The 24797-nt window shown below is 70.3% G+C and carries 32 protein-coding genes and 2 pseudogenes; 21 read left to right on the forward strand and 13 right to left on the reverse strand.

The window, feature by feature from the left end; translation table 11 throughout:
* Window positions 1–2: 2 nt before the first annotated feature.
* From AB0M87_RS02690 to AB0M87_RS02730, 9 genes are all read left to right on the forward strand, one after another.
* A complete protein-coding gene (locus tag AB0M87_RS02690; RefSeq protein ID WP_365849494.1) occupies window positions 3–332 on the forward strand; it encodes an H-type lectin domain-containing protein in 330 nt (109 codons plus the stop codon).
* Between the two features lie 63 nt (window positions 333–395).
* Window positions 396–1295: a GH25 family lysozyme gene (locus AB0M87_RS02695; RefSeq protein ID WP_365849496.1), complete on the forward strand. Its 900-nt coding sequence runs from the start codon at window positions 396–398 to the stop codon at window positions 1293–1295.
* Between the two features lie 87 nt (window positions 1296–1382).
* Window positions 1383–1640 (forward strand): hypothetical protein, encoded by a 258-nt coding sequence (locus AB0M87_RS02700; RefSeq protein ID WP_365849497.1) that lies wholly within the window; start codon window positions 1383–1385, stop codon window positions 1638–1640.
* Window positions 1641–2006 (forward strand): hypothetical protein, encoded by a 366-nt coding sequence (locus AB0M87_RS02705; RefSeq protein ID WP_365849499.1) that lies wholly within the window; start codon window positions 1641–1643, stop codon window positions 2004–2006.
* A gap of 140 nt (window positions 2007–2146) precedes the next feature.
* On the forward strand, window positions 2147–2353 hold the full coding sequence (locus tag AB0M87_RS02710) for a hypothetical protein (RefSeq protein WP_329157499.1): 207 nt from the start codon (window positions 2147–2149) through the stop codon (window positions 2351–2353).
* Window positions 2354–2355: 2 nt separating this feature from the next.
* A complete protein-coding gene (locus AB0M87_RS02715; RefSeq protein ID WP_365849501.1) occupies window positions 2356–2889 on the forward strand; it encodes a DUF6879 family protein in 534 nt (177 codons plus the stop codon).
* Window positions 2886–3728 (forward strand): helix-turn-helix transcriptional regulator, encoded by an 843-nt coding sequence (locus tag AB0M87_RS02720; RefSeq protein WP_365849502.1) that lies wholly within the window; start codon window positions 2886–2888, stop codon window positions 3726–3728. The genes AB0M87_RS02715 and AB0M87_RS02720 overlap by 4 nt, the downstream gene beginning before the upstream one ends.
* 87 nt (window positions 3729–3815) lie before the next feature.
* Window positions 3816–4283, forward strand: a complete 468-nt coding sequence (locus tag AB0M87_RS02725; RefSeq protein WP_365849504.1) for a hypothetical protein — start codon at window positions 3816–3818, stop codon at window positions 4281–4283.
* Entirely contained in the window at window positions 4280–4483 is a 204-nt protein-coding gene (locus AB0M87_RS02730) for a hypothetical protein (RefSeq protein ID WP_365849505.1), read from the forward strand. The genes AB0M87_RS02725 and AB0M87_RS02730 overlap by 4 nt, the downstream gene beginning before the upstream one ends.
* 423 nt (window positions 4484–4906) lie before the next feature.
* Here AB0M87_RS02730 and AB0M87_RS02735 read toward each other — a convergent pair whose 3' ends face one another.
* Window positions 4907–5152, reverse strand: coding sequence for a helix-turn-helix transcriptional regulator (locus AB0M87_RS02735; RefSeq protein ID WP_365849507.1), 246 nt, complete (start codon window positions 5150–5152; stop codon window positions 4907–4909).
* Between the two features lie 436 nt (window positions 5153–5588).
* On the opposite strand from AB0M87_RS02735, the gene AB0M87_RS02740 reads away from it, so the two are divergent.
* Window positions 5589–6125, forward strand: a complete 537-nt coding sequence (locus AB0M87_RS02740) for a hypothetical protein (RefSeq protein WP_365849508.1) — start codon at window positions 5589–5591, stop codon at window positions 6123–6125.
* A 97-nt stretch (window positions 6126–6222) separates the two neighbouring features.
* Here the strand turns inward: AB0M87_RS02740 and AB0M87_RS02745 are convergent, their stop codons facing one another.
* Entirely contained in the window at window positions 6223–7041 is an 819-nt protein-coding gene (locus AB0M87_RS02745; RefSeq protein ID WP_365849510.1) for an NAD(P)H-binding protein, read from the reverse strand.
* Window positions 7042–7119: 78 nt separating this feature from the next.
* Here AB0M87_RS02745 and AB0M87_RS02750 point away from each other — a divergent pair, with 78 nt between their 5' ends.
* Window positions 7120–7722 (forward strand): TetR/AcrR family transcriptional regulator, encoded by a 603-nt coding sequence (locus tag AB0M87_RS02750; RefSeq protein WP_365849512.1) that lies wholly within the window; start codon window positions 7120–7122, stop codon window positions 7720–7722.
* A gap of 225 nt (window positions 7723–7947) precedes the next feature.
* Here the strand turns inward: AB0M87_RS02750 and AB0M87_RS02755 are convergent, their stop codons facing one another.
* A complete protein-coding gene (locus AB0M87_RS02755; protein ID WP_365849514.1) occupies window positions 7948–9126 on the reverse strand; it encodes a putative sulfate exporter family transporter in 1179 nt (392 codons plus the stop codon).
* A 39-nt stretch (window positions 9127–9165) separates the two neighbouring features.
* Between AB0M87_RS02755 and AB0M87_RS02760 the strand changes: the two genes are divergently transcribed.
* A complete protein-coding gene (locus AB0M87_RS02760; protein WP_365849516.1) occupies window positions 9166–10095 on the forward strand; it encodes a LysR substrate-binding domain-containing protein in 930 nt (309 codons plus the stop codon).
* A gap of 17 nt (window positions 10096–10112) precedes the next feature.
* On the opposite strand, the gene AB0M87_RS02765 is transcribed toward AB0M87_RS02760, so the two are convergent.
* From AB0M87_RS02765 to AB0M87_RS02780, 4 genes and pseudogenes are all read right to left on the reverse strand, one after another.
* A complete protein-coding gene (locus AB0M87_RS02765) occupies window positions 10113–10709 on the reverse strand; it encodes a DUF1349 domain-containing protein (RefSeq protein ID WP_365849879.1) in 597 nt (198 codons plus the stop codon).
* Window positions 10701–11024, reverse strand: a pseudogene (locus AB0M87_RS02770) (DUF952 domain-containing protein); the annotation flags it as partial. The pseudogene AB0M87_RS02770 and the gene AB0M87_RS02765, both read right to left, overlap by 9 nt.
* A gap of 25 nt (window positions 11025–11049) precedes the next feature.
* Window positions 11050–11448, reverse strand: coding sequence for a carboxymuconolactone decarboxylase family protein (locus AB0M87_RS02775; RefSeq protein ID WP_365849880.1), 399 nt, complete (start codon window positions 11446–11448; stop codon window positions 11050–11052).
* Window positions 11449–11654: 206 nt separating this feature from the next.
* Window positions 11655–12656, reverse strand: a complete 1002-nt coding sequence (locus AB0M87_RS02780) for an NAD-dependent epimerase/dehydratase family protein (protein ID WP_365849518.1) — start codon at window positions 12654–12656, stop codon at window positions 11655–11657.
* A 79-nt stretch (window positions 12657–12735) separates the two neighbouring features.
* On the opposite strand from AB0M87_RS02780, the gene AB0M87_RS02785 reads away from it, so the two are divergent.
* The gene (locus AB0M87_RS02785; protein WP_365849520.1) at window positions 12736–13107 is read left to right on the forward strand and encodes a DUF2809 domain-containing protein; all 372 of its coding nucleotides are present in this window, start codon (window positions 12736–12738) and stop codon (window positions 13105–13107) included.
* A 141-nt stretch (window positions 13108–13248) separates the two neighbouring features.
* The gene (locus AB0M87_RS02790) at window positions 13249–13593 is read left to right on the forward strand and encodes a glyoxalase/bleomycin resistance/extradiol dioxygenase family protein (protein WP_365849522.1); all 345 of its coding nucleotides are present in this window, start codon (window positions 13249–13251) and stop codon (window positions 13591–13593) included.
* Between the two features lie 63 nt (window positions 13594–13656).
* Here AB0M87_RS02790 and AB0M87_RS02795 read toward each other — a convergent pair whose 3' ends face one another.
* The 4 genes from AB0M87_RS02795 to AB0M87_RS02810 all read right to left on the reverse strand — a co-directional run bounded on the left by AB0M87_RS02795 (window position 13657) and on the right by AB0M87_RS02810 (window position 17463).
* The gene (locus AB0M87_RS02795) at window positions 13657–14085 is read right to left on the reverse strand and encodes a DUF6304 family protein (protein WP_365849524.1); all 429 of its coding nucleotides are present in this window, start codon (window positions 14083–14085) and stop codon (window positions 13657–13659) included.
* 121 nt (window positions 14086–14206) lie between these two features.
* Window positions 14207–14800, reverse strand: coding sequence for a GNAT family N-acetyltransferase (locus AB0M87_RS02800; RefSeq protein WP_365849526.1), 594 nt, complete (start codon window positions 14798–14800; stop codon window positions 14207–14209).
* Window positions 14801–14885: 85 nt separating this feature from the next.
* Window positions 14886–15929 (reverse strand): family 2 encapsulin nanocompartment cargo protein polyprenyl transferase, encoded by a 1044-nt coding sequence (locus AB0M87_RS02805; protein ID WP_365849528.1) that lies wholly within the window; start codon window positions 15927–15929, stop codon window positions 14886–14888.
* A gap of 127 nt (window positions 15930–16056) precedes the next feature.
* Entirely contained in the window at window positions 16057–17463 is a 1407-nt protein-coding gene (locus tag AB0M87_RS02810; RefSeq protein ID WP_365849530.1) for a family 2B encapsulin nanocompartment shell protein, read from the reverse strand.
* A gap of 136 nt (window positions 17464–17599) precedes the next feature.
* Here AB0M87_RS02810 and AB0M87_RS02815 point away from each other — a divergent pair.
* Both AB0M87_RS02815 and AB0M87_RS02820 read left to right on the forward strand, forming a co-directional pair.
* Window positions 17600–18184, forward strand: a pseudogene (locus AB0M87_RS02815) (hemin transporter); the annotation flags it as partial.
* 20 nt (window positions 18185–18204) lie between these two features.
* Entirely contained in the window at window positions 18205–19110 is a 906-nt protein-coding gene (locus tag AB0M87_RS02820) for a pyridoxal-phosphate dependent enzyme (protein WP_365849531.1), read from the forward strand.
* Here the strand turns inward: AB0M87_RS02820 and AB0M87_RS02825 are convergent.
* Window positions 19089–20684, reverse strand: coding sequence for a Na+/H+ antiporter (locus AB0M87_RS02825; protein ID WP_365849533.1), 1596 nt, complete (start codon window positions 20682–20684; stop codon window positions 19089–19091). The genes AB0M87_RS02820 and AB0M87_RS02825 overlap by 22 nt on opposite strands.
* Window positions 20685–20728: 44 nt before the next feature.
* On the opposite strand from AB0M87_RS02825, the gene AB0M87_RS02830 reads away from it, so the two are divergent.
* The 3 genes from AB0M87_RS02830 to AB0M87_RS02840 all read left to right on the forward strand — a co-directional run bounded on the left by AB0M87_RS02830 (window position 20729) and on the right by AB0M87_RS02840 (window position 22586).
* On the forward strand, window positions 20729–20989 hold the full coding sequence (locus tag AB0M87_RS02830) for a UBP-type zinc finger domain-containing protein (protein ID WP_365849534.1): 261 nt from the start codon (window positions 20729–20731) through the stop codon (window positions 20987–20989).
* A 263-nt stretch (window positions 20990–21252) separates the two neighbouring features.
* Window positions 21253–21666, forward strand: coding sequence for an anti-sigma regulatory factor (locus tag AB0M87_RS02835; RefSeq protein WP_365849536.1), 414 nt, complete (start codon window positions 21253–21255; stop codon window positions 21664–21666).
* A 14-nt stretch (window positions 21667–21680) separates the two neighbouring features.
* The gene (locus AB0M87_RS02840; RefSeq protein WP_365849882.1) at window positions 21681–22586 is read left to right on the forward strand and encodes an RNA polymerase sigma factor SigF; all 906 of its coding nucleotides are present in this window, start codon (window positions 21681–21683) and stop codon (window positions 22584–22586) included.
* Window positions 22587–22621: 35 nt separating this feature from the next.
* Here AB0M87_RS02840 and AB0M87_RS02845 read toward each other — a convergent pair whose 3' ends face one another.
* A complete protein-coding gene (locus AB0M87_RS02845; protein ID WP_365849537.1) occupies window positions 22622–23044 on the reverse strand; it encodes a hypothetical protein in 423 nt (140 codons plus the stop codon).
* Window positions 23045–23124: 80 nt separating this feature from the next.
* On the opposite strand from AB0M87_RS02845, the gene AB0M87_RS02850 reads away from it, so the two are divergent.
* Together AB0M87_RS02850 and AB0M87_RS02855 are read left to right on the forward strand one after the other, a co-directional pair.
* Window positions 23125–24093: a diacylglycerol kinase family protein gene (locus AB0M87_RS02850; protein ID WP_365849539.1), complete on the forward strand. Its 969-nt coding sequence runs from the start codon at window positions 23125–23127 to the stop codon at window positions 24091–24093.
* 313 nt (window positions 24094–24406) lie between these two features.
* On the forward strand, window positions 24407–24664 hold the full coding sequence (locus AB0M87_RS02855) for a WhiB family transcriptional regulator (RefSeq protein WP_004937597.1): 258 nt from the start codon (window positions 24407–24409) through the stop codon (window positions 24662–24664).
* The last annotated feature ends 133 nt before the right edge of the window (window positions 24665–24797 follow it).

Below are 24797 nucleotides of genomic sequence, written 5' to 3' on the forward strand. Positions count from 1 at the left end.
CTGTGACGACAGTCCCCCGCACCAACTGGCTGGCCGGGATGCGCACCACCGCTGACCGGCTGGCCGCGACCAGCATCCAAACCGGCACGGAGTCCGTGTCGTTCACCTCGGCGACGTCCTTCACCCAGGACGTGACCTTCCCGGTCGCCTACGCAACAGCCCCAACAGTCGTGACGAACATCAACAGTGGTGCCGGTGCCACATCCCGGTGGGACACCCGCGCAATCGGCATCACCGCGACCGGATTCCAGCTTTTCGGCTACACCACCCAAACCGACGCCGCGGCCGCCACATGGTCCGCCGTCCCCGTCGGATGGGTAGCTAACGGCTGACCTTCCCGCTTCCCGCCCCGCGCCGTACCGGCCGGGGCTTTCTCCATGCCCCGAGGAGCACAGATGATCCAGGGCCAGGACTGGGCGTCGTACCAGTCCGCTACACCCAGCACGGCCGGGCTGGCGTTTACCTTCATCAAGGCCACCGAGGGTACGAACTACGTCAGCCCCCGCATGGCCAGCCAGACCGCGCATGCCAGGGCTGGCGGGCTCGTCGTCGGTTTCTACCACTTCCTGCGGGCCGGGGACATGAAGGCGCAAGCCGCGTACTTCGTGAACAGGGCTGCATCCCTCGAGGGGGACATCCTCGCCGCGGACTGGGAGGACGGCGGCGTCAGCTGCGCGCAGAAGGACCAGTTCATCCGCGAGGTCAAGCGGCTGCGACCCACGCACAAGGTCGTCCTGTACTGCAACACCTCGTACTGGAAGACCCGCGACAGCACGAGCTACGCGGGTGACGGTCTGTGGATCGCCGACCCGAACCACGCCGCGGGCCACCCCGGCATTCAGGCGGACTGGCTGATCCAGCAGTACAGCTCGGCCGGCGGCGTCGACCGCAACGTCCTGAACCCGGCGCACTTCCCCACCGCTGCCGCGCTCCGAGCGTGGGCCGGCGGCGATGGCACCACCACCGACCAGCAGGAGGACGACGACATGCCGCTGAGCAGCGCCGACGTAGAGAAGATCGCCACCACGGACTGCTTTCCCGCACCGCGGGACGCATCCGACTACGACCCGAACCCGAAGAGCAGTCACGCCTACTGGACGCTCGGCACCCACATGCGGGCGCAGACGGAAGGCATCCGGGCCGTAGCGAAGACCGTCGCCGCGACCAACGCCGCCATCAAGGCACTCGCCGGGATGGTTGGCGCTGGCGTCGACACGGACGCCGTGGTCGCCGCTGTGGAGAAGGCCATCAAGGACGCCGTGATCACCGTCGACATCAACAGCAAGGAAGCCTGACACGGGTTCGCGGCGCCGCGAAAATCCCCGCTGACCTGCCGTTTCCCGACTCCGGGACACGGCCCTCCTCACAGAACGGATCACCTCATGGCCGAGCCGAGCCTTTCTCTCCCGCAGACCGTCATCAAGACCGCGAAGACCTACGGCCGTGACCTCCTCGAGCGCGTGCTCAGCACGTTCCTGCAGGCGGGTATAGCCGGGGTAGTCGTCACCCAGCCGCTCAACGGCAGCATGTGGTACGCGGCCGGGGCGGGCGGGATCGGCGCTGTCCTCGCCCTCGGCAAGGGGCTGTTCGCCCGGTGGCGGTCGGTGACCAACAGCGCGTCCCTCGCCAAGGGGGTGTGAGTGGAAGACAGCACCGGCATATCAGCAGTGGACACCGTCGTGGTCTGGTCGCTGGCCTGCGCCGCTATCGTCGCCGCGATCGGCGTGCTGTGGCGGCTGACTCGAGGATTCCGCCGCATCATGGCCAGAGTCGATGACATCGTGGACGACTGGCAAGGCGTACAGCCCCGGCCCGGCATCCCCGGCCGCCCTGGTGTGATGGCCCGCCTCGGTGGGATCGAGGCCCGCGCCGCCGGAATCGAGGAGCGGCTGGGCAGCGTTGAGCACGAGCTCCACCCCAACAGCGGCCAGTCCCTGCGGGACGCCGTCGACCGAGTCGACGTCGCGCTGAACGGATCCCCACCGGACCCACCGGAACCGCCCTGACAACAACCGCGCCCCCTGCTCTCCTTCGGGAGGGCAGGGGGCGCCTCTCGCGTTTGAGGACCTCTGGCGTGTTTCTCACCCGCGCGGCTACGGTCGGTCCCGCCCGGTCGCCAGGCCGGCCCACCGAGAGGGGAACCCCCATGGCTCGCAGACTGCGGATGCTCGGAACCAACAGCAAGACCGGTGAATGCCCGACCCTGTACGAGGACCTCGACACCGGCGAGGTCCTCGTACAGGGCAAGCTCGCCGACCCTGAGGACATTGCCCAGATGGTCAACCCCCTGTCCGGGGAAACCATGGTCGTCGTCGACCGCGCACTACTGATCAACTTCTCGCCGAAGGAGTGACGTTGCAGGACGCCGTACCCGCCCAGGAGATCCTCGACTTCTTCCGGCACGGATTCGAGCACACGGCATGGCGGCTCGAGACACGCCGGGAGTACGCCGCCGACCAGGGCACCGAGGAGTATCGCCAGTTCCTCCAAGGAGTCGCACCACCGCGCGACGAGGACGGCCCCTGGTTCGTCAACGCCCGCGAGCAGACCGGCTGCGGCAAGCGGATCGAGCGGGTGCGCCTGGTCGACGAGCCCGCCACGGACGGACAGCGGTACCTCCTCGCCACCACGCCAGACAACCTGGCGGCAGGCGAGGACATCCGCTTCATGACGAGGGCGACCGCTGCCGAGCTCGGGCTGCCCGACTTCGACTTCTGGCTCTTCGACTCCCGCGTCCTGGCCCGCTTCAACTGGTCCGATGCCTCGCGGCGCATGGAGTTGACGACAGACCTCGAGGAGGTAGTGAGCGCGTGCCAAGCCCGTGACGCAGCCTGGCATCACGCCATCCGTTACGCCGAGTTCAAGACGCGGGTACGTTCCCCCATGTGAGCACCGACTACCAGCAGGCCCGGGCTGCCCTCGGTGCGCGGCTACGCGAGCTGCGCACCGAGGCCGGTCTCACCGTCCGCGCCCTGGCCGCCGAGTGCGGGTGGCCCCCGTCGAAGGTCTCCAAATTGGAGAACGGGCGGCAGACAGCTACACCCGCTGACCTTGACGTATGGGCTGCGGGGATCAGCCGCCCTGAAACGGCCGCCGAGCTGAAGGGCCGTCTGGCCGGTCTGGAATCCACGTACCGTTCGTGGCGTCGGCAGCTGGCCGGCGGGCACCGCGCCGTGCAGGATGCGATCGGTGCCCAGCATGAGAGGACCACAGTGCTCCGCGGCATCTCCGCATCCGTCATCCCGGGAATCTTCCAGACCCCGGAGTACGCGCGCAGCGTGCTGTCCCGGTACGCCGACCTGCACGGAGTAGTGCGGGACATTGAGGGCGGGGTGGCCTCCCGGATGCGGCGCCAGGAAGGCCTGTACTCCCGGGAGAAGCAGTACCACGTCCTGCTGTGGGAATCGGCTCTGCATGTGAGGATCTGCCCGCCCATGGTCCTCGCTGACCAGCTTGACCGGCTGATGTCCGTGAACGGCCTGTCCACGGTCGAGCTCGGCATCATCCCCCTGACCGCTGAGGTGAAGATCGCGGCCGGTGATGACTTCTGGATCCACGACGACCGGCTCGTCATCGCCGAGTCCTGGCACACAGAGATGTGGCTCGACTCCCCGGAGGACGTCACCCTGTACCGCAAGGTGTGGGACACGCTCGCCGCGGCTGCCGTGAACGGCAGGGCTGCGCACCGGATAATCGCCCGCGCCCGCGTCGGCCTCGAGGCAGCCTGAGCAACATCGGGAAACGGCCGAGGCCGGATGAGAAACAACGAGAAACACAGCGGCTGCTGAGAAACACCGGCGCCTAACGTCCTGTTCATGGCCACACGGACACGCAATCCGCGGACAGGGCACGCCGGTACGGACTGGCTGGCGTCCTGCGCCCCTGACCCGACATCGATACACCGGGCGTGGGCGCGGGAAGACCTCGCCCCATTGGCCGGCGGGGACCGGTGGCGGGTCGTCGAAGCGGACCTGATGCCGTCGGTTGCTGCGATGCAGCGCATCGGCCCCGGCCGTCTCGGGCCCGTCATGGTCTACCCGGAGGCGGACCTGGCATGGTGGCTGGTCCCGCCGGGCGCCGCCGAGGAGCTGGCCGACCTGCCCCGCCTGACCGTGCGCCCCGCGGGGTGGGCGTTGCGATGTCCGCCGGCGCACCGGTACTTCGATGGACGGGCCTGGCTGGAGAAGCCGGATGGGAGCGGCCGTCTCACTGACCCCGTGGCGATGGGTGCCGCGTTCGGCCCCACGGCGGGGCCTCGTCTACCTGCGGAGGCGTTCGGATGAGCACAGTTGAGATCGAGTTACCGCCAGTCGGTGGCCTGTCGCAGCGTCAGCAGCGGGGCACGGACTGCGTGTGGTGCGGCATCACCCTCACCCCCCAGACCGCCGTCGACTTGGGGCCGCGCAAGCTGCGGATCCTCGACCACGTCACCGCTTGGTTCCCGCGCGCCTGCCGCACCCACAAGGAAGGACCCCGCCCATGAGCGAAGACACCAGGCCGATCGTGTGGCAGTGGCGGGACGAGGGCTCCGGCCCAGGCCACATGCAGGCCGTGTTCTGGAGAGCGGAGCCGCCCGCCGAAGAACCTTCGGATGCTGCCCGCGGTGAGCAGAACGCGATGACGAACGGGGGCTCATGATGGCTGGCGACCGTCACGGGTTCGCCGGGTACTGCTACGACCAGATGCCTGGGACTCCCTTCCACTGCCTCAACACGGACATGCCGCATCCGGGGCCGCATTCTCACTGGCCGACCGGGAAGACCTGGCCGAACAACAAGCCGGGTAAGCCGGCGCCCAAGCGTCGCTGACACTGACCGCCCGCTCGTACTGCAGCACGCGCCGACCGGTGCGGGCGGGTTGCCCGGTCCCGGTCGTCCGGCTCGCCCCCGCGGCGGACGACCGGGGCTCAGTCCTCACGGAGGAGGTCGGTCAGCGGTACCTCGAGCGCGTGCGCGATGAGCAGCAGATCGGCATACCTCGGGTCGCGGACGGCTGCTTCGTAGCGCTGGATGCTGCGGCGGTCCATGCCGGCGCGTGAGGCGAGCTGATCCTGAGAGAGCGCTGCTTGGTGCCGGAGTGTGGCGATTCTGAGACCGAGCTCCGTGCGGCGGGTGTGGATCCAGGCGGGGTAGGGGCTGCGGCGGCTTGGCACTCGACAAACCGTCCGGGCCAAAAGATCATGTGTCAGTACCCAAACGGTCGCCTATTGATCACATCTGGCGGCCAGAGATACGGCCGTCCGTTCGCCGAGCACCCCCGGCGGGCGGGCGGTCTTTTTCATAACTCGGCCGCCCGCGTGGGAGAAATGGGAGATCGTGGGAGATGATCATGGGGAGTAGTTGCATTAAGATGCTAGATAGTGCTAGCTATTGCTAGATAAGGGGATCGCGAACGCGCTGGTCAGGCGGATATTCCCTGCTCAGCATCTCGCACGTCAGGCAGGCCAGCTGATCGACAAGATCTTCTGGGAGACCAAGAAGGCCTGATGGACGGCCGGACCTGCACCTTTCGTAGGTCGAACCGCTCATCCGACCGCACCCGGTCCGCAGGCCGCCGAACACGGCGTCCATGGCGGAGCGGGTGCGGTTTTGTCCGTCCGGCAATGGCCGGGCCTCGCCTTCGCCGGACCGCGCTCGCGGTCCGGCGAAGGCGAGGAAGGCCGACTGACCGCCGCGCTGCGGATCGACGGAACACCCGGTGTTCTCACCATCACGGCGGACCTGCGGACCGGCCGCCTCCGCACGTCCATCGATGTGCCGACCATGCAGGGAAGTTATCCCCTCACGTCGGTCAAACGCATCGTCAAGGCGCTGGCCGAAGCACCTGCGGACCTGCACGTCGAGACTCTCGTCGACAGCTCAGGGGGTCCCCCTGGCACCTTGGAGCGGCTGCGACCCGAGCCGGCCGACCTGCTGCCGAAGGACGGCGCCACCATCACTGGCTTCCGGCTGTCCCTGTTCAAGACCATGGGCTCCACTCGTGGGAATGCCGCCTCCGGATTCATCCGCAGTGTCGACGAGGCCGTGGACCGCTTCCACGCCAACGTCGTGACCCACCTGGCCGCAATGGACCGGCAGCTCGCCGCACGCCGCTCCCGGCCGGCCGAGGCGAGCATCGCCGGGTGAGGCCTGTGCCGAACCCGCGATCGTCGAGTCGAGGACGGAGTGGTCGGCATCCGGGTTCTCCCGGGAGCGCGTCGAGGGAGCGCTGCGCCCCGCCGGATCAGCGGAAGGTGACGGCGCTGCGGGCGGCCCATTCCGCGAAGGGCCTCGGCGCACGGCCCAGCACCCGCTCGACGTCGGGACTCACCCGGCGCTCGGCAGGAAGCGGCTCTCCGAGGATGGCGAGGGTGCCATCCACCACCGGCTCGGGCAGGAACGCGAGCATCTGCGCTCGGGCCTCCTGGCGGGTCTGCTCGACGAAGCGGACAGGCTCGCCGATCGCGGCGCCGATCGCCGCGGCCCGCTCGCGCGGGCTGGTCGGGACGGGGCCGGTGAGCTCGTACACGGAGCCGGCGTGGCCGGGCCGCAGCAGCGCGGCGGCGGCGACCTCGGCGACGTCTGCCGGGTCGACCATCGGCAGGCCGACGTCACCGAACGGGGCGGCGGCCACCCGGTCGGCGCGGATCGACTCAGCCCAGGCGAAGGCGTTGGAGTTCAGCCCGCCGCAGCGCAGCACGGTCCAGTCGAGGCCGGAGTCGAGGAGCGCGGCCTCGAAGGCAGCGGGGTGCCGGTAGGCGTCCGGGCGGGTGGCGACGCCGAGAGAGGAGACCAGGACAACCCGGCGGACGCCGCCCGCCTTCGCGGCGTCGAGGACGCTCTGCGGGTCGTTGCCGGCCACCAACAGGAACAGCGCGTCGGCGCCGTCGAGCGCGGGGCGCAGACTGTCGGGATCAGCGAGGTCGGCCCGCACGTGACGCACGCCGACGGGGAGAGCGCGTGCCTCGCCGCGCGAGACGGCTGTCACCGCCTCGCCTGCCCCGGCGAGGATGCGGACCAGCTCGCGGCCGACGTTCCCGGTAGCTCCAGTCACTGCGATCATGAGGGACTCCACGTGAGTTAGTTGACTGACTTAGTGGTGACGATAGCAGGCCCACCGGCTGGATCTACAGTTGGCGAGGTGACTAACTCGGAGAAGCCCAAGGCGCGAGCGGCCGACAAGCGCCGACGGCTCACGGCCGCGGCGGCACAGGTCCTGCACGAGCAGGGCGTCGAGCGCACCACCCTCGCCGACATCGCACACGCGGCGGACGTCCCCGTCGGAAACGTCTACTACTACTTCAAAACCAAAGACGAGCTGGTCCGGGCGGCATTGTCCGAGCACAGCACTCACCTGGACGAACTGACGGGCTCACTTGACCAGTTGCCCAACCCGCACGACCGCCTCAAGGCTCTGATCGAAGCCTGGGTCAGCCGGCGCGACACCGCCGCGCGCTACGGCTGCCCCACCGGCACCCTGGCCGTCGAACTCGACAAGCGCGCCGACGGCACCCTCGATGCGGAGGCCGGCGTCGTGATCCGACGGCTGCTCGACTGGGCCGGACACCAGTTCCGCGCCTTGGGTCTGCCCGACCCGAACGGCCTTGCCGTCACCCTCGTCGCCGCCTACCAGGGCATGTCGCTTCTGGCCAACGCCCTGCGCGACCCGGACATCATGACCCGCGAGGGCGCCCGCCTCCTCCGCTGGCTCGACTCCCTGGAGGCCGCCGACCAGAGTCCCTGACCAAGCGGCCGATCCTCGGCCGGGCTCACGCACCCGTACGCGCTCCGGCCGGTTGCCGGCCCTCTGGAGCAGAGGGCCGGGCACCACGCAAGCTTGAGGCCGGGCGATTCAACTGGGCGCGCCCAGCGTCCGGCGTCCGCCCGCACTGCGGCCTCGGCCGGCCGGTGGTTCTCGAGTGACGACAGGTCCCGGAAGACTGCGGGGGCAGAGTTCGACCCGGCCGGGTCACGTGGTGAGCAGCACGCCCCCGTAGGCCGCCGAGGCGACCACGATCCAGGCGGCCAGGCCGAGCAGTGCCGTCCTGGCGCCGGACCTGGCAAGCGAGGGCAGATGTACGGCGCTGCCGAGGCCGAACAGGGCGGCGGCGAGGAGGAGTTGCTGGGCGGTATCGGCCGCGGTGAGGGCCGCGGTGGGTAGCAGGCCGGTGCTGCGCAGGCCGGTCATCGCCAGGAACCCGATCACGAACAGCGGCACCAGCGCCGGGCGGCGGCCATCCGTCAACGGCCGGCCGCCCTGCGCGTCGTACGCGCGGCGGCGCCGGTGGGCGACCGCCACCGCGGCGACCAGCGGGGCGAGCATCGCCACCCGGATCAGCTTGACCAGCACAGCCTCGCCGAGCGCGGTCGGTCCGGCCGTCTGGGCGGTGGCCACGACCTGGCCGACATCGTGAACGCCGGCGCCGACCCAGCGGCCGAACTGGACGGAGTCCAGGCCCAGGGGGTGGTGGAGCAGCGGAAGTACCGCGATCGCGAGGGTGCCGCAGAGCGTCACCAGGGCGATCGAGGTGGCCACGTCCGATGCGTGCTCCTCGTCGTCGTCCTTGCCGAGCGCACCACTGACCGCGGCGATGGCGGAGGCACCGCAGATCGCATAGCCGGTGGCGACCAGCAGCGGCTGGTCGCCGGGCAGGCCCAGCTTCCGGCCGAGCCACCAGGTCCCGAGGAACGTCGCCAGGACCACGCCGAGCACCATGGCCACGGTGGCCCAGCCGAGCCCGAGTACGTCGCCGATGCTGAGCTTCAGTCCGAGCAGCACGATGCCGGCCCGCATCAGGTGCTTCCCGGCCAGCGAGAGTCCCTGGCGCCCCCGGCCGCGTACGAGCGAGTGCAGCCCGGGAACGTGCGCGGCCACCACGCCGAGCACCACGGCGGCGGTCAGCATCGGCACGGCGGGGAGCAGGGCGTGCACGCCCTCGGCGAGTGCCAAACCGGCGACGGCGAGCGCCACACCGGGCGCGTTACGGCGCACGGGGCCCGGCGTGGGCGTACCGCTTTCCGACAGCTGCTTCGGCGCCGGCATGCGATCGCCGCGGACTGATGAGGTGCGCTCCGTACTGAGGGCCATGATCACCAGACTGCGGGGGATCCGGCGGCCCCGGTAGACGCGAATCGGTGGCCAGGTCATAGGGTTCCCCTATGAAGGATGTCCGAAGAAGGCGCGCCGATGAGTGACCGTGGCGATGGTCCGGAACCAGGGCTGCGCCCGCTGCCCGACCTGCAGTCGTTGCAGTTGCTCGTCACGGTGGCGGAGACCGGCAGCCTGGGCCGGGCGGCCTCCCGGCTGCTGATCAGTCAGCCGTCCGCGAGCGCCCGGATGCGCACGCTGGAACGCCATCTGGGCCTGCGCCTCCTGGACCGTTCGACGGCCGGCTCCCGGCTCACGCCCGCCGGTGCGGTGGTCACCGACTGGGCGCGCGCGGTGCTGGAGCAGGCCGCGGCGCTGGTCGAGGGGGCCGCGGCGCTGCGCTCCCGGCAGGATGACCGGCTGCATGTCGCCGCCAGCCTGACCATCGCGGAGGAACTGATGCCCGGCTGGCTGGTCACCCTGCGGGACAGCGCGCCGCACGCCCACGTCGGGCTGACCGTGACCAACAGCTGGGGTGTCGTCGAGGCACTCCGTCGCGCCGAATGCGACCTGGGATTCGTCGAGGGCCCACGGGTCCCCGACGACCTGCACCGCTCGGCGGTCGGCCGGGACCGGCTCGCGGTGGTGGTCTCCCCCGGCCACCCCTGGGCGAACCGCCGCAGCGCGCTGACCGGTCGGGAACTGGCCGACACCCCCCTGCTGCTCCGGGAGGCCGGCTCCGGGACCCGGGAGACCCTGGAGCGGGCCCTGCGTCCGTACGACGGGATCGCCGTTCCGGTTCTGGAGCTGGGCTCCACCGCGCCGCTGCGCAGCGCTGCCGCCCGTGGGCTCGCCCCGGCCGTGCTCTCCGCCCTCGCCGTGCGCGAGGACGTGGAGAACGGACGCCTGGTCGAGGTCGAGGTCGACCCGGCGGTCCGGCTGCACCGCATCCTGCACGCGGTCTGGCCCAAGGGCCGCGAGCTCCCCGAACCGGCGCTTCATCTGCTCCGCGCGGTGCGGGGGCGGTGAGTGCCGCGACGCCGGGGTCAGTCGTGCAACCGACGGTCCGCGGGGCCGACCGCGAACCGGGTGAAACGCACTTCGAGGCCCTCGCTCAGCGGCGAACAGCAGAACGGCCCGGCCGAGGCCTGGGCGCGGGTGTCGAGCGGGGCCAGCCGGATCATCCGCCAGGGACCGTCCTCGCAGCGGGCCCTGCACGTCACGGCGTCGCCGGTGCGGCTGGCCCGGACGGTGACCTGCCGGCCGGCCCATTCGGGGACGGGGGCCATCGACCAGTCCGACACTCCTCGGGTGACCACGGCGCCCAGGTGCGGCGCGGAGTCGGTCAGTTCGATCCCTGTTTTGATCCAGTTCTCCGAGTCGGTACGGACCATCACACCGGCCTGGTCGTACAGCGCCCGGAAGTCGGCGACGAAGCTCACTTCGACAGCCGACCCGGCGCTCAGGTCGGTGAGCAGGGCGTGGCCGTCGTCATGCACGAAGCCGTAGCTGGTGGTACGCCAGAAATCGGTCCTCGCGCGGGTGGTCACCCGGAGATCGGGGCCCTCCACGGCGGCTGCCCGGGGCGGGTTCAGCCAGTGGGCGTCCGCCCAGTCAACGGTGTAACCGTCGTGCCAGGGCACGACCTTGGCGACGGCGTCCACCGGCAGGGGGCCGTAGATGTGCGGGAACTCGTCGGCGCCGTCGGCGGGCGCCTCGTACCGCACGGGTACGGAGAGCCGGTCGCTGTCGATGACCAGGACGACCAGATCGCCGGCGACCTCCGCCGCCGGCCCGCCGTACAGAAAATCGGCGACCGCGACGAGTTGCCCACGCAGCGAGCAGTGGATGAATCCCTCGTCGTGCAGGGTGCGGCCACGGGTGGACATCTCGTAGCTACCGGTCTCCCGGGCCGCTTCCCAGAGTGCTTGCTCGGTGATGTGCAGCAGTTCCGTCATGAGCACACGCTATGCGCGAGGTGACTCAGCGAGCCCTGTCGGGCTGCTCCGGTGCCTGCTGCTTGCTGTCCGGGAGGAGTCCGCGCTCGGCGAAGACCCTCTTGGCGACGAAAGTGGCGTTGAGGGCCTTGGGCATGCCGCAGTACACCGCGGAGTGCAGCAAGGCCTCGACTATCTCCTCGGTGGTGAGGCCGACGTTGAGGGCTGCGTTGATGTGGACGTCCAGCTGGGGTTCGCAGCCGCCGAGCGCGGTGAGCATGCCGAGGGTGACCAACTGCCGGTCGCGCGGATCGAGCCCGGGCCGGTTGTAGATGTCACCGAAGGCCCAGGCGACCACCTGGTGTCCCAGTTCCGGCGAGATGTCCGCCAAGGAGTCGACGACCCGCCGACCGCCCTCACCGTCCACCCGGTTGAGCACACCCATGCCCCGCTCGAAACGGTCCTGCCGGGTTTCGGCGACATCGGTGGTCCCGACTGTGCCGGCCGTCTGGTTCCGGGTGCTGTGGGCGTTGGTCATCTCTGTTCCGTCCTTGCCGAGTAGCCACGCGGCGGTGCGTGAAGGGGCCGAGGAGCCACCGCCGTTGATCAGGAGTGACCGTAATTGTTGGAGCGGACTCAAGGTCAAGTCCTTCACGACGAAGGCAGTGAGCCCCCGAGCACCTTCGCCTCCACCGCTTCGTCCAGACCGACCGCCGGGCGGTCCGGGCGCAGCGGGGCGACGCCGCCGATCGAGCGGAGCCACGCCCAGGTGTCCCGCACCGTGTCCTCGACGGGGCGGCACCGCAGGCCGGCCGCCAGGGCCTTGTCGGTGTTGCCCTGATGCATCGCGGCGTGCGTCTCACCGGGCGGCAGCCAGACCGGGAGCTGTGACCAGGGTTCGATGCCGGCTTCGAGGATCCCTTCCGGTGGTGTCCAGCGCAGTTCGGCCGACGAACCGGTGACCCGTACGCAGGCGTCGAGCAGTTGGCCCATCGTCGCGTGCCCGGACGGGCTCACGACGTTGTACGCGCCGGACAGGCCGGCCTCGGCTGCGTCCAGGACCCAGGCCGCGAGGTCGCGGGCATCGATGTACTGCAGCGCGAGGTCCCGCGGTCCGGGCGCCAGTACGGGGCCGCCCCGGGCGATCCGCAGCAACCACCAGGGCAGCCGGCCCACGTTCTCGTGCGGTCCGATGACCAGGCCCGCACGGGCCAGCAGTGCTCGCTCCCCGAAGGATTCGACCGCCGCCAGCTCGCCGCCCCGTTTGGCCTGCGCGTACGGGACGTCGCCGGTGAGATCCGGCGCCGACTCCACCAGCGGGCCGTCCTCCGGGAGACCGGCCGGGGCCGGGTACGCGTACACCGAGCGGCTGGAGACGTAGACGTACCGGCGGACGCGCCCGGCGAGCAGCCGGGCCGACTGCCGTACGGCGGCGGGAGCTCCGGTCCAGGTGTCCACGACCACGTCCCACTCACCACGCGCCAGGGCTGCCAGACCGTCAGGAGCGGTCCGGTCGCCCCGCAGCACTGCGGCACCCGGCGGGGCCGCGTTCGTACCGCGGTGGAAGACCGTCACGTCCCAGCCACGCCCGAGCGCCTGGTCCGTCACGGCCCGGCCCACGAATTCGGTTCCACCCAGCATCAGCAGTCTCATGAGGCCAACCCTGCCCGTTGTGGTCCGCCGCCCGGAACCCGTGCATGCTCTCAGCAGAATCGCTGCGTAGGGTGCCCCGATGAGCAGACGGTGGTGGGCGAGCGCGGCCGCGGTGGTGACCGTGGCCGCAGGTCTCGGGGTGCGCGCACTGACGGACGGCGCGGTCGCCAAGTGCGCGGGTGACGCCCTCTACACGGTCCTCGTCTACCTCGTGGTCGTGATCGTCGCGCCCCGGCTGAGGGCGGTGACCGCGGCCGGGATCGCTCTCGGCTTCAGCTGGGCCGTGGAGTTTCTGCAGATCGCGGGGGTGCCCGCGCTGCTCCAGCCGTTGCTGGGGTCGACCTTCAACGCGCCCGATCTGTTCTGGTACGCCGTGGGGGCCGCCCTGTGCTGGGCGGTAACGGCCGGTTCGGTCAGGGCAGTCGCGTCGCGCAGGACGACAGCGGCATGACCGGCAGGCCGCACCGGCGGCCACGGCCGAAACCTTGACGCCGGGCCGACTCGATCACGTAGGTTCGAGGCCATGGCCGCGCCGTACACACGCTTGCTGGTGGACCGCTTCGCCGAGACCTTCCGCTTCTAACGCGATGTGTTGCCGGGGCTCACCGGGGCCGAACTCGCCCGCGGGGACGAGTCGTCCGGATGCGCCGGCTGGGACCACGGCGGCCGCACGGTCTTCGCTCTCTTCGACCGGCGCGTCATGACCCGGACCCTGGGAACGGGCGAGCTTGTGGACGGGGAGAAAGCCCAGGACCTGTTCTCCGTCGTGGTCCACATCGACGACCGGAACGATCTGGACGCGGCGGACACCCGGTGCGTCGAGGCGGGTGCGACCGTCGCCGCACCCGCGCAGGACCGCCCGCGGTGGGGACCCACCCTGCGGACGGCGCATCTGCGCGACCCCGACGGTCGTCTGCTGGAGCTGCAGACCTACTGACCCGGCAACGGCCGGGACATGCGGAGCGGCCCGGCCGTACCCCACGCCCTACACGCCCACGCCCTACACGCCGACGGCGAACGGGGCCCGCAGGGTGGTGCCGGAGGGGAGCTGCTCCTGGATGAGGGCGAGCGCCGCTCCGAAGTCGCCCTGGTCATTGCCGGAGACGTAGCTCGTACCGCCGTAGTGCAACGTCACGCCGAGGTCCGTGGCCGGCCGCCGCAACGCCAGCAGACAGCTCAGTGTGGCCTGTTGGGTGGTGCTGTCGGCTGCGACGACAGGCAGTGGCATGTCCCACTCCAGCACGCAGTCGCTCAGCGGCCCAAGGCCCGCCGAACGGTCCGCGTTCACCGGTTCGAACGAGTCGAAGGAGGCTCCTGCGTAGTCGACCCCCCTGATCCTGGTGCGGAGTTGTTGCTCGATCGCGCTGATCACAAGGGCATCTGATCCATGGCTGTCCCGGTACCAGCCGGCCCATGACTGTGGTGTCATGAGCGCGACTGTAGCGGTGCCACCAGCCCGGCGTCACCAAGAGTGACCATGTCCGGAATTACTGCTTCCTGGCGCGCTTCGCCACGAGCGTCCCGTTCTCGGAGGGGCGCTCGACGCCGGCTCAGCCGCGCGGCTCGCGCCACATCGGCCACATCCGCGGGCCTTCGGGCAGTTGGACCGCGGTGCCCATGAACACGAAGCCGAGCCGCTCGTAGAGCCGCCGGCTGCGTGCGCTGCTCGCCTCCAGGTAGGCGGGCATGCCCTCGCGGTCGCAACGCTCAAGCACCGGGGCCATCATCGAGGTCCCGATCCCCTCCCCCTGTCGCTCCGGGGCCACTCCGATCATCAGCAGGTAGGCGTGCGCCCGGTCGTGCGGATGGATCTCGCCCATCAGCCGGCCGACCTGTTCGGCCCGTTCGTTGTCGGGGTCTGCGGCCTCCCGCATCCGGGCCGGGGTGTCGTCCTCCTCCTCGGGCCGGCCGGCCGGGACGTCCAGCCAGAGCGCCATCGCCGAACCGTCCTCGCTCAGGTCCGCCCTCCCCCCCGCGAGCGTCACATCGACGAAGACGCCCAGGAACTTTCCGTGCACCTTTCTGCGGTGCGTTTCGTCCGGGAAGACCCAGCTGCTCACGGGGTCGTGCAGAAAGGCCTCGTCCAGCAGCCTTACGAGCACCTCGCGGTCGGCCTCGCCCGCTCGTCGTATCGCCACGCCCATGGTCCGGTCCCTTGTCTCTCGCCGATCACGTCGCATTAACCCGCCGACACGATAGGTGAGTTGGGCCCGGACCGTGGGCCGGGGCTCAGCGGCTTCGCCGGGTGACGTACTCGGCGAGGGAGAGCAGCCCGTCCGCCGCCGTGAGATCCGGCAGCGCGCGGGCGAGGTGGCCGATGGCCTTGGCCATCCGGTCGGCCGCCTCCGTCTGGGCCCAGTCCCGGCCGCCGGCCCGGTCGACCGCGTCGGCGGCCCGCCGGATGCCCTCCGCGTCCAACGGACCCCGGTACAGCTCCGCCAGCTCGGAGGCCGCCGGGGTGTCCGAGGCCAGGGCGGCGACCACCGGCAGGGACTTCTTGTGGGCGGCGAGGTCGGCCCCGGCCGGTTTGCCGGTGCGCGATGGCTCCCCCCAGATGCCGATCAGGTCGTCGATCAGCTGGAAGGCCAGGCCCGCCTCGCGCCCGAACGCGTCCAGGGCCGCCGCTTCGGCCGGTCCGGCGCCCGCGTAGAGGGCACCCGTCGCGCAGGCACAGCCGAGCAGCGCGCCGGTCTTGGCCTCCGCCATGGTCAGGCACTCGGCCAGCGACACATCCGTCCGGGTCTCGAAGGCGGAGTCCGCCTGCTGGCCCGCGCAGAGTTCGATGACACAGGCCGTGAGCCGGGCGGACGCGGCCAGGGCGGCGGGGTGGCCGTCATCGGCGAGCAGCCGCAGGGCCAGCGCCTGCATCGCGTCCCCGGCGATGATCGCCTCGGGTATGCCGAAGACGGTCCAGGCGGTGGCCCGGTGTCTGCGGGTGGCGTCCCGGTCGATGACATCGTCGTGCAGCAGCGTGAAGTTGTGCACCAGCTCCACTGCGGCAGCCGCCCGCACGGCCTGGTGTGCTTCCCCGCCGAATGCCCGGACCGCCTCCAGGACCAGGGCAGGTCTGATCGCCTTGCCGGCCTGTCCGACGGCCGGGGAGCCGTCGGCATGCTCCCAGCCGAAGTGGTACATGGCGATACGGCGCAGGGGTCCGGGGAGGCTTCCGACACAGGAGCGCAGCTCCGGGTCGACCAGGGCTCGGGTGTGTCCCAGGAGCGCCGCGGCCTCGTGGCCCCCCTCGGTCGCGGCGTCCGTACGGGTCAAGGTCACGGTCACTTCCTCAGCAGTAGGCGTACGGAGTCATCAGCAGGCGTACGAAGTCTTCGGCGGCCCCGGACGGACCGGCCGGGTGGCGTCCACGGCCGAGGTGCCCGGCCGGTCCGTCCGGGGCATCGCGTCACCTCCAGCGGCTCACCTCCACGTTTTCCAGGACGCCGAGGGCGTCGGGGACCAGTACGGCGGCGGAGTAGTAGGCCGTCACCAGGTAGGAGATGATCGCCTGCTCGTCGATGCCCATGAAGCGGACCGAGAGACTCGGCTCGATCTCGTCGGGGATGCCGCTCTGCTGGAGTCCGATGACGCCCTGCTCGGACTCACCGGTCCTCATGCAGATGATCGATGTGGTGCGGGCGTCGCTGACGGGGATCTTGTTGCACGGGAAGATCGGCACTCCGCGCCAGGCGGGCACGTGTTGTCCCCCGACGTCCACGCTCTGCGGTACGAGGCCGCGCTTGTTGCACTCACGTCCGAAGGCGGCGATGGCCCTGGGGTGCGCGAGGAAGAGCTTGGATCCGCGCCGGCGCGACAGCAGTTCGTCCATGTCGTCGGGGCTGGGCACGCCGTCGTGCGGCTGGAGCCGCTGCCCGTAGTCGCAGTTGTTGAGCAGCCCGAACTCGCGGTGGTTGATCAGCTCGTGCTCCTGGCGCTCGCGCAGCGCCTCGACGGTGAGCCGCAACTGCTGCTCGGTCTGGTTCATCGGCTGGTTGTAGAGATCGGCGACCCGGCTGTGCACCTTCAGCACCGTCTGCGCGACGCTCAGTTCGTACTCCCGCGGCGCCGCGTCATAGTCGACGTAGGTGTGCGGTACGAGGGCTTCGCCGACATGGCCGGCGGACAGATCGATCGGTGCTTCGCCGTAGTTGTTGGTGCGCTGGTGCGGAATGGAGAGCAGACCGGCGAGATGCGCGCGCAGTGAGTCCGCGCGCTCCGCCAGGTTCAGCACGTCGGCCCTGGTCAGCTCCAGGGCGACGCAGGCGGTGGCGGCGCGGGCGGTGTACTCCCAGGCGGCCCCCTCCTCGATCAGCGCCTGGTCCCCGAAGTACGCCCCGTCGGCCAGTACCCCGAGCACCGTCTCGTCCCCGTAGGGACCGGTGCCGATCTTTTCGACACGTCCGTGCGCCAGCAGGAACACCCGGTCGGCGGCCTCACCGGACACGGCCAGCACATCCCCTGGCGCGAACTCCCGCTGCGCGCAGCGCTGCGCCAGCTCGGTGAGTGCCGCCTCGTCGCCGAAATCCCGGAGTGCGGGCAGCTCACCCAGCTCCGCGGGGATGACCTGCACCCGGCCGCCGGTCTGCACGAACGTCACGCGTCCATCGCCGACCGAGTAACTCAGCCGCCGGTTCACCCGGTACGTACCGCCCTGCACCTGGACCCAGGGCAGCATCTTCAACAGCCACCGGGAGGTGATCTCCTGCATCTGCGGTGCGGACTTGGTGGTCGTCGCGAGGTTCCGCGCAGCTGCCGTGCCCAGGCTCTGCTGCGGCGGTGCCTGCGTGTCGCGAACCTCTTCACCAACGGACATCTGTCGTCCTCTCGATCATGGGCTGACCTGCCTGATGAACACTTCCAGGCGGAGGATCCGACGCGCCATTACACAAAAGAGTGCGACTAACGGGGCCCTGAGCTGGGCACACGGCCGCTCACTGCGGCGCATCTAGATTCGCCAGTACAGTCTCTCCTCCGCCCCGGGCTCGGAGCTCCGGTCGATCACCGTCAAGCGGGTGAGCGGCACGGATGCCCCCGACGGCGAGGTCTCGCAGTACCTGCACGCGCGCGTACAGGCCGGTGACCGGCTGCGCGTCTCGGCGCCGTACGGCGACCTCGTGCTGGACGACACCGAAGCTCCGCTGCTGCTGGTCTCGGCAGGCATCGGCTGCACCCCGATGCTCTCGCTGCTGGAACACCTCGCCGGCACCGGCCACCGTTCCCCGGTCACCGTCGTGCACGGCGACCGCACCCCCGCCGACCACGCCCTGCGCATCGACCACGCCCTGCTCACCGGCAAGCTCCCGGATGCGGTGGCGCACTTCTGGTACGAGCTTCCGGAGCCCGGCCACCCCGCCGACCGCACCGGCCTGGTCGATCTGGAACTGCTCCCGGTCGCTTCGGGCACCCGCGCCTACCTCTGCGGTCCGCTGCCCTTCTTGCGGTCCGTCCGCGCCCAGCTGCTGGCCAAGGGCGTGTCGGCGGCCGACATCCACTACGAGGTGTTCGGCCCCGACCTCTGGCTGGCGCAGAACTGACACACCGCACAATGGGACGCATGACCCCTGGAGCTCCCGGCCCCGGCCGGCTGCAGCCGGCTCTGCCGTCCCCGCTGCAGCCGGTCGACGACGAGCGCTTCACCCGCCACGGCGTACAGCTGCTGCTCAAGCGCGACGATCTGATCCACCCGGACCTGCCGGGCAACAAGTGGCGGAAACTCGCCCCGAATCTGGCGGCGGCGGCCGGCCGCACCGTGCTCACCTTCGGCGGCGCCTACTCCAACCACCTGCGGGCCACCGCGGCCGCGGGCCGGCTGCTCGGTTTCCCCACCATCGGAGTGGTCCGCGGCGACGAACTGGCCGGCCGGCCGCTCAATCCGTCGCTCGCGAGATGCGCGGCGGACGGAATGCGGCTGCACTTCGTGGACCGGCGGGCGTACCGCGCCAAGACGCTCCCTGCCGCGCTGACCGACGACGGCCTGGTCGGCGAAGAGACGTACGTGCTACCCGAGGGCGGCAGCAACACGGCTGCCGTGCACGGCTGCGCGGCGCTCGGCACGGAGTTGCACGGGCTCGCCGACACGGTCGGCGTGGCCGTCGGCACCGGAGGCACCCTCGCGGGCCTGGCGGCCGGCCTGGCGCCGGGGCAGCGGGCCATCGGCTTCCCGGTGCTCCGGGGCGGCTTCCTGGGCGATGACGTGCTGGCCCTCCAGCGGGCCGCCTTCGGCAGCAGGGCCGGCGACTGGCACCTCGACGACCGCTTCCACTGCGGCGGCTACGCCCGGGTGAACCCCGCGCTGGAATCCTTCGCCGCGGGCTTCGAGGACCGGCACGGACTGCCGGTGGAACGGTTGTACGTGGCCAAGATGCTGTACGGGCTGACCGCGCTGGCCACCGAAGGCCGTTTCCCGGCCGGCACCCGGGTCGCCGCAGTGGTCACCGGTCAGCCGGTCTCCTCCCGGTAGGCCGCCGCCTCCTCCAGATCCAGCCTGCGCAGCAGCGTCCGCAGCAGTTCGTCGTCGATCCGGCGCCGGTCACGCAGCTCCACGAAAACCGTCCGCTCGGCCTCGATCACGTTCCGGGCGAGACGCCGGTAGGTGTCGTCAGCCGTCTCCCCGGTCACCTCGTTGACGGTGCCGAGCCGCTCCCAGACGGCGTTGCGGCGCCGTTCGAGCACCGCGCGCAGCCGGTCGGCCAGCGGCTGCGGCAGCGCGTTGGACTCATCGGTGAGCAGCCTGTCGAGCAGTTCCTCGGACGCCTGCGACGCCTCGTTCTGCGCCTGGGCCTCGGCCAGGGTCTCGGCGTGCGTGTCGCGCCCGGGGATCCTGAGCAGCCGGATGAGCGGCGGCAGCGACAGCCCCTGGACGACGAGGGTCGCGATCACCGTCGTAAAGGTCAGGAAGAGCACCAGGTTCCGGGCCGGAAAGTCCCTGCCGTGCGAGGTCAGCGGGATGGAGAAGGCGATCGCCAGCGAGACCACGCCGCGCATCCCCGCCCAGCCGACGACGACCGGCGCCGTCCAGTTCGTGTCGGACTCCCGGGCGCGGATCCGGCTCGACAGCACCCGGGGCAGGAACGTCGCGGGGAACACCCAGACGAAGCGCATCGCCACCACCGCCGCGAAGACGGCCAGCGCATACCAGGCGGCCTCCCAGCCGCCGTACGCGCCGAGTCCCCGGAGCACGACGGGCAGTTGCAGTCCGATCAGGGCGAAGACCGCCGACTCCAGGATGAACGAGACCATCTTGCGGACCGCCTCCTCCTGGAGCCGGGTCGCGAAGTCCACCTGCCAGTTGCGGTGCCCGAGGTAGAGCGCGACGACCACCACGGCGAGCACCCCGGAGGCATGCACGCGTTCCGCCGCCGCGTAGGCGATGAAGGGGATCAGCAAGGAGAGCGTGTTCTGCAGGAGGGCCTCCCGCAGATGGGTGCGCAGCCAGTGCAGGGGCACCATCAGGACCAGTCCGACCACGATCCCGCCGACCGACGCCAGGGCGAATTCCGCGACACCGCCCGCCCAGGACACGCCCTCGCCGACCGCGGCGGCCAGCGCCACCTTGTACGCGGTGATCGCGGTGGCGTCGTTGACCAGCGACTCCCCCTGCAGGACCGTCGTGATCCGGCCGGGCAGCCCGAGCCGCCGGGCGATCGCGGTGGCCGCCACCGCATCGGGCGGCGCGACCACCGCACCCAGCACAAGCGCCGCGGTCAGCGGAAGGTCCGGCACCACCAGGTACGCGAGCCAGCCCACGGCCAGCGTCGCGAACAGCACATACCCGACCGACAGCAGGGCGACCGGCCGCAGATTGGCCCGCAGATCGAGATACGAGGAGTCCACCGCGGCCGTGTAGAGCAGGGGCGGAAGCACCAGCGGCAGCACGACGTCCGGGTCCAGCGTGTACTCCGGCACCCCCGGCAGATAGGCGGCGGCGAGGCCGGCCGCCACCAGCAGCAGGGGTGCTGGCACCGGTGTCCGGCGCGCCGCCCCCGCCACCGCCGCGCTTCCGGCCACCAGTGCCACCAGCGGCAACGCATCCATCAACCGGCCCGCCCTTGTCCCTGGTCCGTCGTAACCTGGCAATCATGAGTGAGTGCCAGCATGTTGGAGAACTGCCGCTTCCCGAGCCTGCACCGTTGAGCGACACCTGCCGCGAGTGCCTCGCGATCGGCAGTCACCCCGTGCAGCTGCGGCTGTGCCTGGTGTGCGGGCACGTCGGCTGCTGCGACTCCTCACCCCATCAGCACGCGACCGGGCATTTCAAGGAGACCGGGCACGCGGTGATGCGAAGCTTCGAGCCGGGAGAGAACTGGCGTTGGTGCTTTGTCGACAGCTTGATCGTCTGAACCGCTCCGCTCAGGAAGACCGCAACCGGCCGCAAGCGCGCGGCATTCCCGGCAGGCTTCGTCTTCGCAATAGCACGTGCACACCCCTAGCGACTGTTCGTACATGTGGTCTTACGATGAGTGACACCATCGATGGGGGGCCTGGCGACAGGGAACCATGGATCGCGATAGCGTCACGACGTCAGGAAGCGACCATGTCACGCACGGTTGCGGGAGAAGATCTTCCCGACCATGCAAATGCTTGTGCCACCTTGGAGGTGAGGGTGTCCCAGATCGCAGGCGAGCCCGGGAACCAGGACTTCGTGGAAGTCCGGCTGCCCGCTGCGGGTGCCTACCTGTCTGTGCTGCGTACGGCCACGGCCGGTCTCGCGGCACGCTTGGACTTCACTCTCGACGAGATCGAGGACCTGCGCATCGCGGTCGACGAGGCCTGCGCGATCCTGCTCCAGCAGGCCGTGCCCGGCTCCGTACTGAGCTGCGTGTTCCGGCTGGTGGAGGATTCACTCGAAGTCACGGTGTCCGCCCCCACGACCGACGGCCGCGCGCCTGAGCGCGACACCTTCGCCTGGACCGTGCTCTCCGCACTCGCCGGCAAGGTCGAATCGACGGTCGCCGACGACCGTACGGTCAGCATCAGCCTGTACAAACAGCGCGGCGCGGGACCTGGGCCGGCGTGAGCGGGGACGGACCGGTGCGGGACGACGAGCGTGACGCGCGGGCGCTGAGCACGGGAGACATCCCGGAACAGCAGGCCCGGCCGCACCCGGTGGATGGTCTTTTGGAGTCGGCGGATCAGGCGGCCCTCATGAGCGAGCAACACGAGAACCACGAGCACCACAGCCCCCGGGACCGAAACGGGGCGCGGGCGCTCTTCATCGAGCTGCACGCCCTCCCGGACGGTTCGCCGGAGAAAGCCGAACTGCGCAACAGCCTGGTGCGTATGCATCTTCCGCTGGTCGAGCATCTGGCCCGGCGGTTCCGCAACCGCGGTGAGCCGCTGGACGATCTGACCCAGGTCGCCACCATCGGCCTGATCAAGTCGGTCGACCGGTTCGACCCCGAGCGGGGGGTGGAGTTCTCCACCTACGCGACGCCCACGGTGGTCGGTGAGATCAAGCGCCACTTCCGTGACAAGGGCTGGGCGGTCCGAGTGCCGCGACGCCTCCAGGAACTGCGCCTGTCGCTGACCACGGCCACCGCGGAGCTCTCCCAGCAGCACGGACGGGCGCCGACGGTGCACGAGCTGGCGGAGCGGCTGGGCATCTCGGAGGAAGAGGTACTGGAGGGGCTGGAGTCCGCGAACGCGTACTCCACGCTCTCCCTGGACGTCCCGGACACCGACGACGAGTCCCCCGCGGTCGCGGACACGCTGGGCTCGGAGGACGAGGCCCTGGAAGGGGTCGAGTACCGGGAGTCGCTGAAACCGCTGCTGGAGGACCTGCCCCCGCGGGAGAAGCGGATTCTGCTGTTGCGCTTCTTCGGGAACATGACCCAGTCGCAGATCGCCCAGGAGGTCGGCATCTCACAGATGCACGTCTCGCGCCTGCTGGCCAGGACCCTGGCACAGCTGCGGGAGCGGCTGCTGGTGGAGGAGTAAGAAAGCTCCGGGATCAGGCCTCGGGGGAAGCCGTGCTACGCCCCCCGGGGCCCCCGGATGCCCAGCGCCTCCGCCGTCGTCGGGTTGACCAGGAGTACCAGCGCGGTCACCGCGACCACCGCCAGCACCGCGCCGGCGGGGATCAGCAGGCCGGCCGCCGACAGCAGCGTCCAGGCCACCGGCAGGGCGATGATCTGGGTGATGATCGCCGGGCCCCGGCTCCAGCTCCGCCGCCCCAGCAGGCCGCGGGCGGCGACGAGCGGGATGAGGGCGAGCACGATGAGGGTCACGCCGGTGATGGCGGCCTGGCCCCGGCTGCCGTCACCGAAGAGTCCGGTACCGATCGCGTACAGACCTCCGGCGGCCAGCGCGCCGCCCTCCAGCGCGGCCAGCGACGCGGCGGCGGTCAGGCGGGCGGGACGGGGTTCGGCGGACTCGGCGCTCTGCTCGGTACTCACCCCTGCAGGGTAGCGGGGAGCGCCGTATCAGGATCGAGGCCGGGCTGGGTCGGTCTCGCTGCACTGGGTAACCTTTGCCCATGCGCGCACTCCTCGTGGTCAATCCGGCAGCAACCACCACCAGTGCCCGCGTTCGCGACGTCCTCATCCACGCCCTCGCCAGCGAGATGAAGCTGGAGGTGGTGACGACCGAGTACCGGGGTCACGCCCAGGACCTCGGCAGACGGGCCGCGGAGAGCAGTGACACCGACCTGGTCGTCGCGCTCGGCGGTGACGGCACCGTCAACGAGGTCGTCAACGGTCTGCTGCAGCACGGCCCCGATCCCGACGGCCTGCCCGGACTCGCGGTGGTCCCCGGCGGCTCCACCAATGTCTTCGCCCGCGCGCTGGGCCTGCCGAACGACGCGGTGGAGGCGACCGGCGCGATTCTGGACGCGCTGAGTGAGCGCCGGGTACGCACCGTGGGCCTCGGGCACGCGGCAGGCACGCCCGGTACCGAGGACGAGAGCGTGCCCGCCCGCTGGTTCACCTTCTGCGCGGGACTCGGCTTCGACGCCGGCGTGGTCGGCCGGGTCGAACAGCAGCGGGAGCGCGGGCGGAAGTCGACACACGCGCTGTACGTGCGCCAGGTGGTACGTCAGTTCCTCGACGAGCCCAACCGCCGGCACGGCGTGATCACCCTGGAACAGCCCGGCGAGGACCCGGTCGGCGACCTGGTGGCGACCATCGTCTGCAACACCTCCCCCTATACCTACCTGGGCAATCGCCCGATCTACGCCTCCCCCGAAGCCTCCTTCGACACCGCTCTCGACGTGCTCGGGCTGAATCGGCTCTCGACTCCCGCTGTGACGCGTTTCACTACCCAGTTGCTGACATCAACGCCCGAAAAAGGGCCACACGGAAAGCACGCAGTTTCGCTGCACGACCTGACGGACTTCTCCTTGCATTCCAAGGCCCCGCTGCCCTTCCAGATGGACGGCGACCACCTGGGACTGCGTACGAGCGTGACGTTCACAGGCGTACGTCGTGCACTGCGTGTGATTGTGTGAGTGGAACACCCGAAAGTCCTTTAACTCGAACGTTTGGGCGCGGATCCACCCCATAGAAGTACGGCTGTGACCTAGCCGACACCGAGGAATCAAAAAAAACTTGCCGGAAGGGGTTGTATCCGCCGCCGAGGTTTGCGAATCTCTACATGGCGATCGGGACGGCCCGCAAGACCGGCCTCCCTGAAAGCCAGAACCCCTCCTCACATCACAGGACCACAACCAGCCCTTCTGGAAGTCGGCCCTTCAGTTGCGGGGGGATTCGTGAAAGCGTTCACATTCACAAGCAGGTAACACCCTAAGAGAGGTAGCAGCCATGGACTGGCGTCACAACGCCGTTTGTCGTGAGGAAGACCCGGAGCTGTTCTTCCCCATCGGCAACACCGGTCCCGCGCTGCTGCAGATCGAGGAAGCCAAGGCCGTCTGCCGCCGCTGCCCCGTCATGGAGCAGTGCCTGCAGTGGGCGCTCGAGTCCGGCCAGGACTCCGGCGTCTGGGGTGGCCTCAGCGAGGACGAGCGCCGCGCGATGAAGCGCCGCGCCGCTCGCAACCGGGCGCGCAACGCGACCGCCTGACCCACCCTGTTACGAGCCCCAGCCCGGCGGCGCGCGTACAGCGAGTACGCACCCACCGTCGCCCCCGAAACGCAGCGCGCAGTACCCCCGATGCGCAAACGTAGGACAGTGCCGGTGAGCCCCGGACCGAATC

The organism is Streptomyces sp. NPDC051320 (assembly GCF_040682175.1).
Lineage (GTDB): Bacteria > Actinomycetota > Actinomycetes > Streptomycetales > Streptomycetaceae > Streptomyces.